This is a genomic window from Pseudomonas crudilactis (assembly GCF_013433315.1).
Taxonomy (GTDB): domain Bacteria; phylum Pseudomonadota; class Gammaproteobacteria; order Pseudomonadales; family Pseudomonadaceae; genus Aquipseudomonas; species Aquipseudomonas crudilactis.
In genome coordinates, this window is the sequence record NZ_WXVV01000028.1 from 13752 (window position 1) to 27583 (window position 13832).

The 13832-nt window shown below is 60.2% G+C and carries 13 protein-coding genes; 5 read left to right on the forward strand and 8 right to left on the reverse strand.

Annotated features, from left to right (window positions below; translation table 11 throughout):
* The first annotated feature begins 146 nt into the window (after positions 1-146).
* Together GTU76_RS25370 and GTU76_RS25375 are read left to right on the forward strand one after the other, a co-directional pair.
* Positions 147-1391, forward strand: a complete 1245-nt coding sequence (locus GTU76_RS25370; RefSeq protein WP_180699878.1) for an NAD(P)/FAD-dependent oxidoreductase — start codon at positions 147-149, stop codon at positions 1389-1391.
* 9 nt (positions 1392-1400) lie between these two features.
* On the forward strand, positions 1401-2201 hold the full coding sequence (locus GTU76_RS25375; protein WP_180699879.1) for a sulfite exporter TauE/SafE family protein: 801 nt from the start codon (positions 1401-1403) through the stop codon (positions 2199-2201).
* Between the two features lie 43 nt (positions 2202-2244).
* Here GTU76_RS25375 and GTU76_RS25380 read toward each other — a convergent pair whose 3' ends face one another.
* From GTU76_RS25380 to GTU76_RS25405, 6 genes are all read right to left on the reverse strand, one after another.
* Positions 2245-3525 (reverse strand): TRAP transporter large permease, encoded by a 1281-nt coding sequence (locus GTU76_RS25380; protein WP_180699880.1) that lies wholly within the window; start codon positions 3523-3525, stop codon positions 2245-2247.
* On the reverse strand, positions 3525-4052 hold the full coding sequence (locus GTU76_RS25385) for a TRAP transporter small permease (RefSeq protein WP_180699881.1): 528 nt from the start codon (positions 4050-4052) through the stop codon (positions 3525-3527). The genes GTU76_RS25380 and GTU76_RS25385 overlap by 1 nt, the downstream gene beginning before the upstream one ends.
* A gap of 76 nt (positions 4053-4128) precedes the next feature.
* A complete protein-coding gene (locus GTU76_RS25390; RefSeq protein WP_180699882.1) occupies positions 4129-5100 on the reverse strand; it encodes a TRAP transporter substrate-binding protein in 972 nt (323 codons plus the stop codon).
* Between the two features lie 58 nt (positions 5101-5158).
* Complete coding sequence (locus GTU76_RS25395; RefSeq protein WP_016986823.1) at positions 5159-6052, reverse strand: SMP-30/gluconolactonase/LRE family protein; 894 nt, start codon at positions 6050-6052, stop codon at positions 5159-5161.
* Between the two features lie 30 nt (positions 6053-6082).
* The gene (locus GTU76_RS25400; RefSeq protein ID WP_180699883.1) at positions 6083-6907 is read right to left on the reverse strand and encodes an NAD-dependent epimerase/dehydratase family protein; all 825 of its coding nucleotides are present in this window, start codon (positions 6905-6907) and stop codon (positions 6083-6085) included.
* A gap of 414 nt (positions 6908-7321) precedes the next feature.
* Positions 7322-8509 carry an OprD family porin gene (locus GTU76_RS25405; RefSeq protein WP_425503670.1) on the reverse strand — a complete coding sequence of 396 codons (1188 nt, stop codon included), beginning with the start codon at positions 8507-8509 and terminating at the stop codon, positions 7322-7324.
* Positions 8510-8901: 392 nt separating this feature from the next.
* Between GTU76_RS25405 and GTU76_RS25410 the strand changes: the two genes are divergently transcribed.
* Together GTU76_RS25410 and GTU76_RS25415 are read left to right on the forward strand one after the other, a co-directional pair.
* Positions 8902-10557 (forward strand): MFS transporter, encoded by a 1656-nt coding sequence (locus tag GTU76_RS25410; protein ID WP_180699885.1) that lies wholly within the window; start codon positions 8902-8904, stop codon positions 10555-10557.
* The gene (locus GTU76_RS25415; protein WP_016985297.1) at positions 10554-11696 is read left to right on the forward strand and encodes an HlyD family secretion protein; all 1143 of its coding nucleotides are present in this window, start codon (positions 10554-10556) and stop codon (positions 11694-11696) included. The genes GTU76_RS25410 and GTU76_RS25415 overlap by 4 nt, the downstream gene beginning before the upstream one ends.
* A 114-nt stretch (positions 11697-11810) precedes the next feature.
* Here GTU76_RS25415 and copD read toward each other — a convergent pair whose 3' ends face one another.
* Positions 11811-12668: a copper homeostasis membrane protein CopD gene (gene copD, locus GTU76_RS25420; protein ID WP_180699886.1), complete on the reverse strand. Its 858-nt coding sequence runs from the start codon at positions 12666-12668 to the stop codon at positions 11811-11813.
* 3 nt (positions 12669-12671) lie between these two features.
* A complete protein-coding gene (gene copC / locus GTU76_RS25425) occupies positions 12672-13034 on the reverse strand; it encodes a copper homeostasis periplasmic binding protein CopC (RefSeq protein WP_180699887.1) in 363 nt (120 codons plus the stop codon).
* Between the two features lie 139 nt (positions 13035-13173).
* Here copC and GTU76_RS25430 point away from each other — a divergent pair, with 139 nt between their 5' ends.
* Positions 13174-13794 carry a TetR/AcrR family transcriptional regulator gene (locus tag GTU76_RS25430; RefSeq protein WP_007919317.1) on the forward strand — a complete coding sequence of 207 codons (621 nt, stop codon included), beginning with the start codon at positions 13174-13176 and terminating at the stop codon, positions 13792-13794.
* The last annotated feature ends 38 nt before the right edge of the window (positions 13795-13832 follow it).

The following is a 13832-nucleotide window of genomic DNA, read 5'->3' on the forward strand; positions in this document are numbered from 1 at the left end:
CCAATGTAGAAGTGAGCCTGCTCGCGATAGCGGTAGGTCAGCCAGAACATTCATTGACTGACACACCGCTATCGCGAGCAGGCTCACTCCTACAATGGATGTGTGTGAGGCCAATTAATCCTTGCGTGCAGCAAAAGGAACAAGCAATGAACGATCAACACTGGGGCCCATCCATCAGTGCAGACATCGTGGTTATCGGTGGTGGTACGGCCGGTATCGGTTTTGTCGCCAGTCTGCTCAAGCGTGATCCGGCGCTGAAAATTACCGTAATCGAACCGAGTGCCCAGCATTACTACCAACCGGCATGGACGCTGGTCGGCGGTGGCGCCTTTGACGTGAAAGACACGGCCCGGCCGATGAACAAGGTCATGCCCAAGCAAGCGAACTGGCTGCAAGCGGCGGTCACCGCGATCGACCCGGACCAGCGGCAACTCACCCTCAACGATCAACGTACGGTCAGCTATCAAAACCTGATCGTCTGCCCCGGCCTGCGTCTGGCCTGGGAGAAGATCGAAGGCTTGCAGGAAAGCCTCGGCCAGCACGGCGTCACCTCCAATTACAGCTACCAGCACGCGCAGTACACCTGGGATCAGGTGCAGAAACTGCGCGGCGGCAAGGCGCTGTTCACTCAACCGGCGATGCCGATCAAATGCGCTGGCGCACCGCAAAAAGCGTTGTATCTGTCCTGCGATCACTGGCGCAAAACCACCGTACTGAACAACATCAATGTCGAATTCAATCTGGCCGGCGCCGCGCTGTTCGGCGTGGCGACGTTCGTGCCACCTTTGATGAAGTACATCGAAAAGTACAATGCGCAGCTGGCGTTCAACTCCAATCTGGTCAAGGTCGACGGCCCGGCGAAAACCGCCTGGTTCGAAATCAAGGACGCCGACGGTAACGTCACCCGTGTGGCGAAAACCTTCGATCTGCTTCACGTCGTGCCGCCGCAAGTTTCGCCGGATTTCATCGCCCAAAGTCCTCTGGCCGACGCCGCCGGCTGGTGCGAAGTCAATCCGCACAGCCTGCAACATCCGCGTTATCCCGAGGTGTTTGCACTCGGCGATATCTGCGGCACCAGTAACGCGAAAACCGCCGCAGCAGTGCGCAAACAAGTGGTGGTGGTCGCGGAAAACCTGTTGGCCGCGCGCAAGCAACAACCGCTGCCGCTGAAGTACGACGGCTATGGTTCCTGCCCGCTGACGGTGGAGAAGGGCAAGGTGATCCTTGCCGAGTTCGGATACGCCGGCAAGTTGCTGCCGACCTTTCCACTGGACCCGACGGTGGCGCGGCGTTCGGCATGGTTTCTCAAGGCGACGCTGCTGCCGTGGTTCTACTGGAACGGCATGCTCAAGGGTCGCGAGTGGCTGACAAGCCTGTCCAAGGTCGACTGAGAAAACCCTATGTTGCTGGCAAGTCTGTTTGGCGTGGTGATGGGGTTGGTGCTCGGTTTGACCGGGGCCGGCGGCGGGATTCTCGCTGTTCCGGCGCTGGTCCTCGGCCTCGGTTGGACGATGACCCAGGCAGCGCCGGTGGCGTTGTTTGCGGTGGGCAGTGCGGCGGCGGTCGGGGCTATCGACGGTTTGCGTCATGGCCTGGTGCGCTATCGCGCGGCGTTGTTGATTGCCGCTTTGGGGGCGGTGTTTTCGCCGTTGGGCATTTACTTCGCGCATCAGTTGTCGGAGAAAATCCTGATGGTTCTGTTCAGTCTGCTGATGGTCATGGTGGCCTGGCGCATGCTGCGCCGCGAGCGTCAGCAGGAGGGGCCGAGCGATCACGGTCACGCCAGTTGGGGCCAAAAGAATTGCATGCTCAATGAACAAACCGGACGCTTCGACTGGACCGCCAAATGCACCGCGACGTTGGCGGCGTTAGGCGCAATTACCGGCGTGGTGTCCGGGTTGCTCGGTGTCGGTGGCGGCTTCTTGATCGTGCCGGCATTCAAGCAACTGACCGATGTGCAGATGCGCGGGATTGTCGCCACCTCGTTGATGGTGATCAGTCTGATCTCGGCGATCGGGGTGATCGGCGCGTTTCACGCCGGTGTGCGGATTGACGGGCAGGGCGCGGTGTTCATCGTCGCCAGCATTGTCGGGATGATCATCGGCCGTAAGCTCTGCGCGCGGGTGCCGGCGCGGGCGTTGCAGGTGGGGTTTGCCAGTGTCTGTCTGGTGGTGGCGGGGTATATGTTGTTGCGGGCTTAAAGCAAAAAATCGCAGCCCGTGAGGGCTGCGATCCATTAACCGCTTACAACACCAGATGCGGCAACCACAGCGAAATCGCCGGCACGTAGGTCACCAGAAGCAACACCAGAAACAGCACCGCATAAAACGGCAGCAGCGCTTTCACAGTGCTCTCGATACTGACCTTGCCCACCGCCGAACCGACAAACAACACTGCGCCCACCGGCGGCGTTATCAGCCCGATCCCGAGGTTGACCAGCATGATCATGCCGAACTGCACCGGATCCACACCGATACCGAGAATCACCGGCATCAGGATCGGCGTCAGGATCAGGATCAGCGGCGCCATGTCCATCACCGTGCCGAGCAACAGCAGCATGACGTTGATGCACATCAGGATCACGTAGCGGTTGTCCGACAGGGTCAGGAACAGCGTGGTGATCTTTGCCGGGATCTGCATCAGGGTCATGATGTAGCCGAAGCTCGCAGCGAAACCGATCAGGATCATCACGATCGAAATCGTCCGCACGGTGCGGTGCATCAGTTTCGGCAGTTCGCTCCACTTGTAGTCGCGGTAGATGAACATGGTGACGAAGAACGACCACAGCACGGCGATGGCCGCCGATTCGGTCGCGGTGAAGATACCGGACAGGATGCCGCCGAGGATGATCACCATCGCCATCATGCCCCATAGGGCTTCGCCGACGATTTTCAACGCCTGGCGCATCGGGATCACTTCACCCTTGGGGTAGTTGCGTTTTTTCGCGAAGATCAGGCACAGCACCATCAGGCAGGCGCTCATCATCAGTCCGGGGACGATGCCGGCCATGAACAGCGAGGCAATCGAAACCGTACCACCGGCGGCCAGGGAGTAGAGCACCGAGTTATGGCTTGGCGGAGTGAGCAAGGCTTGCACTGAGCCGCTGACGGTCACGGCGGTGGAGAAATCCCGTGGATAGCCCTTGCGCTCCATTTCCGGAATCAGCACCGAACCCACCGACGCGGTGTCGGCCACCGACGAACCGGAGATCGCGCCGAAAAAGGTCGAAGCGACGATGTTGACCAGCGACAGACCGCCGCGCACAAACCCCACCAGCACCCCGGCACACGCCACCAACCGGCGGGACATGCCGCCCTCGGCCATGATCGCGCCGGCCAGCACAAAAAATGGGATGGCCAGCAACGAGAATTTGTTCACCCCCGAGGCGACCTGAATCATCACCGCCTGGAACGGGATGTCTATCCACCACGCACCGATCAGCGCGGCGGCGCCCAGCGCGTAGGCGACCGGCATGCCGACCAGGATCAATACGATAAAACTGCCCAGCAGTATCAGAGCGTCCATTAAGCGGCACCTTCACTTTCTTCAACCAGGTCGAACTGCACGACTCGACGTTTGCTCTGGTCACCGAGCAAGAGTTTTTCCAGAACAAAAATCAGCGTCAGAAAGCCGCCCAGCGGAATCGGCAGATAGGTCACGCCCACGCGCAGATCGGGCAGGGCCGCCATGAACTGGTTCCAGGTGGACATGCACAGTTTGGCGCCCCAGATCGTCATGAAGATGCAGATCGCCGCCATGAGCAGTTGGGAAAAAACCGCCGCCGCGGTTCTCAGCTGCGGCGGCATGCGGTCGGTGAGCATGGCCACGGCCATGTGCGCCCCGGCGCGGTAACTGGCGGCAGCGCCGATGAAGGTAAACACCATCATCAGCAGGATCGCCGTGGGCTCGGGCCAACTCGAACCGGTGCCCAGCACGTAGCGGGCGAACACGCCCCAGGGAATCATCAGGGAAATCGCCAGGACGGAAAGGCCGGCGACCCAGATGCACGTCATGTAGATCTTGTCGTTGATACGCAGCAGCAGATTCTTCATCGGGTTCCACCGTAACCGGGTGCGCCGCAGTCATCGGGCGCACCGGGCCTTGTTCATGGGGACGGAGCGGGAGGCGTTACTGAACGGCTTCGATCTTTTTGATCAGATCGGCATACGGCGCGCCGTATTTCTCACGAACCGAGGCGGTGGCGTCGTAGAAGGGTTTCTTGTCAACGGTGATGAACTCGACGCCGGCAGCCTTGAGTTTTTCTTCGCTGGCAGCGGACTTCTTGTCCCACAACACGCGTTCTTCGGCCTGGGCAGCCTTGGCGGCTGTCTTGACCTGCGCCTGTTGATCCGGCGTGAGTTTTTCCCAGGTGATTTTCGACATCACGATCGGCTCTGGCAGGATCAGGTGACCGGTCAGGCTGTAGAATTTGGCGTTCTGGAAGTGGTTGTGTTCGAGCAGGGTTGGCGGGTTGTTTTCCGCGCCGTCGATCACGCCGGTCTGCAGGGCACTGAAGATCTCGCCGGTGTCCATGGCGATACCGTTACCGCCCATGGCGTTCATCATGTCGATGAACATCGGGTTGCCTTGCACGCGGATTTTCATGCCCTTGAGGTCTTCGAGCTTGCGCACCGGTTTCTTGGTGTAGATGTTGCGCGTGCCGCCATCCATCCAGGCCAGGGCCACCAGGCCGAATTCGGAGTTGGTGATTTTGCCGAGGATTTCGTCGCCTACCGGGCCGTCGATGACGTTACGCATGTGTTGCTGGTCGCGGAAGATGAACGGCATGTTGAACACGTTCACGTCCGGCACCACCGGGCCGACGATCCCCAGGCTGACGCGCGACAGCTGCACCGCGCCGACCTGCATCTGCTCGATGACTTCCTTTTCCGAACCGAGTACACCGCCCGGGAAGTACTTGAAAGTCAGCTCGCCGTTGGTTTCCTTGGTCAGGGTCTTGCCCATGCTTTCTTCGGCTACGACAGTCGGGTAACCGGCGGGGTGAATGTCAGCGAATTTGAGTTCCAGCGCCTGAGCGGCACCGGCAAAGGTGAACATCAGCGGAAGTGCAGCGGCGAGCAAGGTGCGTTTGAAGTCCATGGGGGTGTCTCCAGTCTTGTTATTGTTGTGTTCAAGGCGCAACGGTGCAGCAGAGGGTTTAAAGCAAATCGTTGTACAAGGGTTCCGGAAGGCCTTTGACGCCTGGCTTCAGGGCGAACACGCCGCCGGCCAGGGATTGCGGATCGTGGTCGTCGCCCGGACGAATCGAGGCGACGAACAAGGTGTCCATGGCGCTACCGCCGAAGGCGCACATGGTCGGTTTTTTCACCGGGACGGCCAGCGAGAAGTCGAGTCGGCCGTCCGGGGCAAAGCGGTGAATCAGTCCGGCGTCGTTGGCGCAGATCCAGTAGAAACCTTCGGCATCCACGGCGGCGCCATCGGGGCGACCGGGGAAGTGGTTCATGTCGACGAAGACGCGGCGATTCGACGGTGTGCCAGTTTCGGTGTCGTAATCGAACGCCCAGATCAACTGCACGTCGGGGTGCGAATCGGACAAATACATCGTCCTGCCGTCAGGGCTGAAACCGAGGCCGTTGGGCACGATGAAACCGTCGAGCTGCGCTTCGATCACGCCGGACTGCCCGGCGCCGTAACGATAGAGCCGGCCCTCGGGCGCATTCAGGCCCATGTTCAACACCATGCTGCCGGCCCAGAAGCGGCCCTGACGGTCGCAGCGGCCATCGTTGAGGCGCATGTCTTCGCGGTTGTGTGCAACGCTGGCGAGCTGCTCACTGTCGAGGCTGCCGTCGCTGTGCGGGTGCAGATGAAAGAAGCCGCTTTCCATTCCGGCCACCCAGCCGCCACGGCTGTGACGGGCGATGCAGGCGAGCATCTCCGGGGCTTTCCAGGCATGTACGTGGCCGGTGTCAGCGCTCCAGCGTTGCAGGCCGCCGTTGGGAATGTCGACCCAGTACAGTGCGTTTTCCTCAGCTACCCAGACCGGGCTTTCGCCCACGGCGTTGCGCGCATCGACGATCAATTCGGCTTGCATACTCAATCCCTTGTGTCGTTGTCAGAGTGATCAGTCGCCAAACGGACCGGCCGCGACAAACGCGCCGCCCTGATAGATTCGCGCCGGGTCATCGGCCGCCGGCATTGGCTGCGCCTCGACTTTTTCGCGGAACACTTCGGAGCTGTCCTTCGCCTCGAAGCCGAGGTGGCTGGCGAATTTGTTGTCCCACCAGACGTCCTTGTTGGCGGACATGCCGTAGACCACGGTGTGGCCGACGTTGGGTGTGTACAGCGCGCGTTCGAGCAATTGGGTGAGGTCGTCGAAGCTCAGCCAGGTGTGCATCATTCGACGGTTTTGCGGTTCGGGGAACGAGGAGCCGATGCGGATGCTGACGGTCTCGATGCCGTAGCGATCGAAGTAGAAACTGGCCATGTCTTCGCCGTAGGACTTCGACAATGCGTAATAGCCATCGGGGCGGCGCGCGGAGCTGGCGTCGAGCGCCTCGTCCTGTTTGTAGAAGCCGATGACGTGGTTGGAGCTGGCGAAGATCACCCGCTTCACGCCGTGGCGGCGCGCGGCTTCGTAGATATGGAAGACGCCGCAGATGTTGGCACCGAGGATTTCTTCGAACGGCCGCTCAACAGAGACGCCACCGAAATGCAGGATCGCATCGACGCCTTCGACCAGTTGGTGCACGGCGTGTTTGTCGGCCAGATCGCAGACGACAATTTCTTCCCGATCATCGACGGCGGGGGCGAGGGCGGCGATGTCCGACAGACGCAGGACATTGGCATAAGGGCGCATCCGTTCGCGCAGGACTTTGCCCAGGCCACCGGCAGCGCCGGTCAGCAGCAGACGGTTGAGCGGGGCGCGGGGAGTGGAGGTAGATGTCATGGCAATCCCTTACACGATTGTTATTAGGTTTGTTGTAGGTTGTCGTATGACTGCGCTGAAGTATCGGTAGGGTTTCCGGAACTTGTCAACGCGACTTTTGGTGTAGATGACGGAAGGCCTAGCCTCTTTTCAATCACCACAGTTCTGTATTTGCAATGCAATCCCATGTGGGAGCGAGCCTGCTCGCGAAAGCGGTGTGTCAATTAACATCGATGGTGAATCTGCCGCCGCCACCGCTGGCAAGCCAGCTCCCACAGGTATCAGCGTTGTTTTCAATTACTGCATTCACCACAAAATCCTGTGGGAGCTGGCTTGCCAGCGATGAGGCCGGTCCAGGCAACTCTTGTATCGACGGACACGCCGCCTTCGCGAGCAGGCTCGCTCCCACAGGGAAACTCGGTGTGACGACTGGCTTTACAACAACGAAATCGGATAACTGATAAAGATCCGGTTCTCGTCAAACTCGTTGGTGCTGAAGTCCCGGCGTATCGTCGCGTTGCGCCATTTCACGTTGAGGTTTTTCAGCGGGCCGCTCTGCACGGTGTAGGCCAGTTCCGACTCGCGGCCCCATTCCTTGCCGTCATTGGTGGCGGCGGTGTGCACGTTGTCGCCGCTGATGTAGCGGTTCATCAGGGTCAGACCGGGCACGCCGAGGGCGACGAAGTTGTAGTCATGGCGCAGCTGCCAGGAGCGCTCTTTGGCGTTGTCGTAGCTGGCGTTGTAACTGTCGTTGGCCAAGGTGCCGCCGCTGGTGCCGTTGACACGCATCCAGGCGTCGTCGCCGCTGAGTTTTTGCAGGCCGACGTAGAAGGTGTTGCCACCGTATTTGGCCGAAAGCAGGGCGAACGCGGTCTTGTTGTCGAGGTCGCCGGCCTGGGCGCTGCCGTCTTCTTTACCGGTGAAAAAACCGAGGTTGGCGCCCAGCGTCCAGTCGCCTAGCGGCTGGCTGTGGCTGAGGTTGAAATACTGTTGCTGGTAGATGTCGCTCAGTTCGGCGTACCAGACACCAACCTGCGTGCGCTTGTCGTTGAAGCTGTACTCGCCGCCGCCGAAGTTGAAGCGGTCGGAAGTGAACGCGCCACGGCCGTTCATTGACATGTCTTCCATGCTCGCGTCGTTGCGCGGGCTGTTGCCACGGAACTGGCCGCCGTAGACGGTCAGGCCATTGATCTCGGTGGACGTGATCTGGCCGCCGCGAAAGGTCTGCGGCAGCGAGCGGCCATCATCCGAACGCAGGATCGGCAGCACCGGCATCCATTCGCCGACCTTCAGTTCAGTCTTCGACACCTTGGCCTTCAGTGCCACACCGAGCCGTCCGAAATTGTCCGCCGGGCGCCCGTCATCGTGGATCGGCAACAGTTGCGTGCCGCCCGTACCTTTGCCGCCATCGAGCTTCTGCGAATACATTCCCAGCAGATCAAGGCCGAAACCGACGGTGCCCTGAGTGAAGCCGGATTTGGCATCGAGGATGAAGTTCTGCGTCCACTCCTCAGCCTTGCCCTGCGGGTTGGCCGGGTTGACGAAGTTGCGGTTGAAGTAGGCGTTGCGCAGGTTCAGCGTGGCTTTGCTGTCTTCGAGGAAACCTTCGGCATCGGCGCTCATCGGCAGGGCGAGGGCGAGGCTGCTGCAGCCGATCAGGCCAAGTGTGGAACGGCTGGAAAAGCGGGAAGGGCGGACGGAATTGCAGACGGGTGTGCTCACTGTGACGCTCCCTGTTTCGTTTGTTGTTTTTATTATTTGTCATACGTCGTCGTACAACATGGGTGCGGATATTTCCTAGGTTTTGCGGGAATGTCAACAGCAAGTTATACGATGACTCCCAGTCATCACACCGAACCCTTGTGGGAGCGAGCTTGCTCGCGAATGCCGACTTTCATCCGCCGATGTTGTCGACTGACACACCGCTTTCGCGAGCAAGCTCGCTCCCACAGGGGAAAAGTGTTTTAGCAATGAATTTGCGGCAAACTTAACCACCCTCCGCACAAGGCCTTTCAATGGATCAATACGCCCCGCGCAACTGGCAGCCCCACGAAAAGCCCAGTCTGCCCGGTTCCCCCTCGACACCGTTGCACTCCACCCCCAAGCGCCTGGCCTATGCGCTGGTCGGCGTGCTGGTGGCGGTGACCGGTGGCTTGGGTAACTCGCTGGTGGTGGCCAACCTGCCTTATCTGCAAGGCGCGCTCGGTGCGACCACGGCGGAAATGGCCTGGCTGCCAGCGGCCTATGTGATGACCAACGTGTCGATGAACCTGTTGCTGGTGAAGTTTCGTCAGCAGTTCGGTTTGCGCGCGTTCACCGAAGTGTTCCTGGTCTTGTATGCGCTGGTGACCTTCGGCCACTTGTTCGTCAACGACCTCAATTCAGCGGTGGCGGTGCGTGCCGCCCACGGCATGGTCGGCGCGGCGCTGAGTTCGCTGGGCCTGTATTACATGGTTCAGGCATTCCCGGCGAAGTGGCGGCTGAAGGCGCTGGTGCTCGGCCTCGGCACGTCACAACTGGCGTTGCCGCTGGCGCGATTATTCTCCGAAGATTTGCTGCAGATCGCTGAATGGCGTGGTCTGTACCTGTTCGAATTGGGTATGGCGTTACTGTCGTTGGGTTGTGTATTGCTGCTCAAATTACCGCCAGGCGATCGCTTCAAAACCTTCGAAAAACTCGACTTCCTTACCTTCGCGATTCTCGCCACGGGTGTGGCGTTGTTGTGCGCGGTGTTGTCGCTGGGGCGGATTGACTGGTGGCTGGAGGCGGACTGGATCGGCTATGCGCTGGCCGCCTCGATTGCCTTGGTCCTCGCCGGTCTGGCGATCGAACATAACCGCAGCAATCCGCTGCTGATGACCCGTTGGCTCGGCAGCGGGACGATGATCCGCCTGGCGCTGGCGGTGACCCTGATTCGCATGGTCACCTCGGAGCAGTCCACCGGTGCGGTCGGTTTCATGCAGAACCTGAACATGGGCTATGAGCAGTTGCACAGCCTCTACGTGGTGATGCTGATCGGCAGTGTCGCGGGACTGTTGACCAGTGCGCTGACCATCGACCCCAAACACCTGTTGATGCCGTTGATCATCTCGCTGGGTCTGATGGCCACCGGGTCGGTGATGGACAGCTTTTCCAACAACCTGACTCGCCCGCAAAATCTCTACTTCAGTCAGTTTCTGCTGGCCTTCGGCAGTACGTTTTTCCTCGGCCCGACCATGGTCTTCGGCACTCGCAACGTGCTGACCAATCCACGCAATCTGGTGAGTTTTTCCGTGCTGTTCGGGATCTGCAATAACCTCGGCGGTCTGCTCGGCGCGGCACTTCTGGGCACCTTCCAGATTGTCCGGGAAAAATTTCATTCCAGTCACATCGTTGAGCACCTGACGCTGTCTGACCCCTTGGTGGCTGCACGCGTGCAGAGCGGCGGTTCGGCGTACGGCTCGCTGTTGGCCGACCCGAGTCTGCGTAACCTGGCGGGTATTCGCAGCCTGGCCAACGCCGCTACCCGTGAGGCCAACGTGCTGGCCTATAACGATGTGTTCATGCTGATCGCCGTGATTGCGGTGCTGACCATGATCTGGCTGTCCATTCGTGCGCTGTGGCTGATGAGCACCACCAAAGCCGTCGCCCCTGCGCCATCCACACTTTCGAGCGGTGCCACTTCTTCATGACCGAACCGACCACCACGACCACCAATGCCATTGCTGCCACGCCTGAGGGTGTGGCGCCGCCGTCATCGCCAAACACCGAGCCACGCTCGCTGCGGGTGCGGATCATCTCTTCAATGGGCTTCGCGGCGATTGCCATCGTCGGTGTGTTGATCGTGCTCTATGCCTGGCAATTGCCGCCGTTCAGCAGTGCGGTCGAGACCACCGAAAACGCCCTGATTCGTGGGCAAGTGACAATCATCGGCCCGCAGCTCGCCGGTTATGTCTATGAAGTGCCGGTGCAGGATTTCCAGTACGTGAAGGCCGGGGATTTGCTGGTGCGCCTGGATGACCGTATCTATCAGCAGCGGCTCGATCAGGCACTGGCGCAACTGGCGGTGCAGAAAGCCGCGTTGGCCAATGTGGTGCAGCAACGCAACAGCGCCGAGGCGACGATCAAATTGCGTCAGGCCGTGCAGGCCGACAGCGAAGCGCAATTGCGTAAAAGCGAGGCGGATCTGCGCCGCAACAAGGAATTGGTTAGCGACGGTTCGGTGTCCAAGCGCGAGATGGACGTCGCGCTGGCGGCGAATGCGCAGAGTGTCGCAGCGGTGGCGCAGGCCAAGGCCAATCTGGAAATTGCCCGTCAGGATCTGCAAACGGTGATCGTCAATCGCGGCTCGCTGGAAGCGGCAGTGGCCAGCGCCGAAGCGGCTGTGCAACTGGCGCGGATCGACTTGTCGAACACCCGTATCGTCGCGCCACGTGACGGTCAGCTCGGGCAGATTGGCGTGCGTCTCGGTGCTTACGTCAATTCCGGGGCGCAGTTGATGGCGCTGGTGCCGAACCAGAAATGGGTGATCGCCAACATGAAGGAAACCCAGATGGACAACGTTCGCGTCGGGCAACCGGTGCGCTTCACCGTCGATGCGCTGAATCACCGCCGATTCACCGGGCATGTGCAGCATATTTCGCCGGGCACGGGGTCTGAATTTGCTCTGTTGCAGGCGGATAATGCCACTGGCAACTTTGTGAAAATCGCCCAGCGCGTGCCTGTGCGGATCACCATTGATGCGGATCAGCAGGAGGAAGAACGGTTGCGGCCGGGGATGTCGGTGGTGGTCAGCATCGACACCGCGGCGGGCGACACCCAACCCCACTGATCAATGCATAACCCTGTGGGAGCGAGCTTGCTCGCGAAAGCGATGTATCAGTGGCATTTCTTTATCTGACACACCGCCTTCGCGAGCAAGCTCGCTCCCACAGTTGAACGGTGTTTATCCTGTGATCATCGGGGGCAGGGTACCGAGTAGCGAGACGGCCGCCACCGCGCCAATGCCGAGTAACCACTCCAGCATCACACTGCGCCTGAGCGCGCCCATGCGCTGTTCGCAATCATCAATCCGCAAGCGGTTGAACAGCGCTAGCCCAAGCATCCCCAGCACGATCAGCGCCTTGATCAGCAGAATCAGCGCAAACCCGCTGAACAACGGCGTCGGCCACCACTGGCCGGTGAGCACGCGTACGTTGATCAAACCGGTGATCAGCAACCCCGCGACCAAGGCATAACCGACGCCGCTGAAGCGCCGCAAAACTTCACGCATCGGCTCCGTCGGCTGACGCAGAATCATCACCAGCATCAACAGTCCGCCGAGCCACGCCGCCACGCAGTTCAGATGCACGATCTGGTTGAGAATCAGCAATTGCCCACTCAACCCGTCGAGCATGGCGCCGTGTCCGACCGGGGCCAGGGTCGCGAGCAACAATGCGCTTAAGCCCAGTCGCATCGGCATGCTTGAGCGCCAAGGCGTAAACAACAGCGCCAACAGCGCGGCATTGATCAGCAAATGCCAGCGCCATACCTGACCAAAAAACGTATTGCCCAGCACCAGCGCAACCGTGTCCGGGTCAAACGCCGCTGTAGCCGAGCCGGCCATGCTCGCAGTAATCAACAGCGCCCAGGCAATCCCGCTGAGCAGCGCCACAGCCGCCAGCCAACGCGCCAGTCGCGCCAGGTGCCGATCCACTTGTGGCGCTTCATCCTTGAGCAGCAACGGCCTGAACAGCCAGGCCCCGAACAGCATCAACACCACGATGAAATGCACAAAGCGGCACAGCACCAGCGCTTCACTCATGGGTTACTGGCCAACCTTGAACTGATAGGCGCCTTCGCTTTTGTGCGTGTCGACCGACACCGCGTGCCATTCGACTTTGTACTCGCCGGCGGTCAGCGGAGCGGCGGGGGTGACGATCAGGGTTTTCTTGTCGCCTTCGGTGGTCAGCGGCTTGATCGCGACTGCTGCGCCATCCTTGGTCACGGTGACTTTGGTGAAACTGGCCTCGACACCTTCGGAAAAGGTCAGGCGCAAATCGGCCGGGGCGGCGACGGTGCTGTCGGCGGCCGGGGTCTGGCTTTTCAGGTGCGCGTGGGCGAATACGGAAGATGCGGCGAACAGCGAAGCGAGCAGGGCAGTGGTGGTCAGGACGTTCTTGAACAGCATCGCGAATACCTCTGAGGCAGGAGTGAAGAAACGTCAGTTTAGCCATCCGCTCACGCCAGTACGAAGTTTTGTTTGCAGCGGTCGCCCGCGGAGCAGAGCGGATGCTAGTCTTGGGCAACGCTGTTGTCAGGGAGCCCTCATGGGCAATCACAAGATCGAGATTCGTCGCAACAACGTCGAGAAAATTCTCCTCGCGGCGGAAAAAGTCTTCGCCGAAAAAGGCTTCGGCGGTACCGCCATGGCCGACATCGCGGCTGAAGTGCAATTGCCGCGCTCCAACCTGCATTACTACTTCAGCACCAAGAGCGAGTTGTACAGCGCGGTGCTGTTCGACCTGCTGGAAGTATGGAAACAGGACGCGCTGTGCTTCGAGATGTTCGACGACCCGCGCGTGGTGTTGAGCAGCTACATCCGCGCCAAGATGAACCACTCGCGCAGCCGGCCGTACGGCTCGAAAGTCTGGGCCAACGAAATCATCCACGGCGCGCCGACGTTGGGCGAGGCGCTGGATGTCAGCCTGTATGACTGGGCGAAAATGAAGGAAGCGAAGATTCGCCAGTGGGTCGAGGACAAGCGGATTCTGCCGGTGGAACCGTCGAGTCTGCTGTACATGATCTGGGCGTCGACGCAGCACTATGCTGACTTTGATCATCAGGTGAATATTCTGAATGAGCATCAGCCGTTGTCGGATATGCAGTTTGAGCGGGCGGTGCAGACGGTGACGAGTGTGATCTTGCGTGGGATCGGGTTGGAGCCCTAGAAGCAGACCCTCACCCCAGCCCTCTCCCGGAGGGAGAG

Excerpts from the sequence above, each read along its gene's own strand:
- GTU76_RS25370 (WP_180699878.1), top strand. The coding sequence starts at position 147 with ATGAACGATCAACACTGGGGCCCATCCATCAGTGCAGACATCGTGGTT.
- GTU76_RS25375 (WP_180699879.1), top strand. The coding sequence starts at position 1,401 with ATGTTGCTGGCAAGTCTGTTTGGCGTGGTGATGGGGTTGGTGCTCGGT.
- GTU76_RS25380 (WP_180699880.1), bottom strand. The coding sequence starts at position 3,525 with ATGGACGCTCTGATACTGCTGGGCAGTTTTATCGTATTGATCCTGGTC.
- GTU76_RS25385 (WP_180699881.1), bottom strand. The coding sequence starts at position 4,052 with ATGAAGAATCTGCTGCTGCGTATCAACGACAAGATCTACATGACGTGC.
- GTU76_RS25390 (WP_180699882.1), bottom strand. The coding sequence starts at position 5,100 with ATGGACTTCAAACGCACCTTGCTCGCCGCTGCACTTCCGCTGATGTTC.
- GTU76_RS25395 (WP_016986823.1), bottom strand. The coding sequence starts at position 6,052 with ATGCAAGCCGAATTGATCGTCGATGCGCGCAACGCCGTGGGCGAAAGC.
- GTU76_RS25400 (WP_180699883.1), bottom strand. The coding sequence starts at position 6,907 with ATGACATCTACCTCCACTCCCCGCGCCCCGCTCAACCGTCTGCTGCTG.
- GTU76_RS25405 (WP_425503670.1), bottom strand. The coding sequence starts at position 8,509 with ATGAGCGCCGATGCCGAAGGTTTCCTCGAAGACAGCAAAGCCACGCTG.
- GTU76_RS25410 (WP_180699885.1), top strand. The coding sequence starts at position 8,902 with ATGGATCAATACGCCCCGCGCAACTGGCAGCCCCACGAAAAGCCCAGT.
- GTU76_RS25415 (WP_016985297.1), top strand. The coding sequence starts at position 10,554 with ATGACCGAACCGACCACCACGACCACCAATGCCATTGCTGCCACGCCT.
- copD (WP_180699886.1), bottom strand. The coding sequence starts at position 12,668 with ATGAGTGAAGCGCTGGTGCTGTGCCGCTTTGTGCATTTCATCGTGGTG.
- copC (WP_180699887.1), bottom strand. The coding sequence starts at position 13,034 with ATGCTGTTCAAGAACGTCCTGACCACCACTGCCCTGCTCGCTTCGCTG.
- GTU76_RS25430 (WP_007919317.1), top strand. The coding sequence starts at position 13,174 with ATGGGCAATCACAAGATCGAGATTCGTCGCAACAACGTCGAGAAAATT.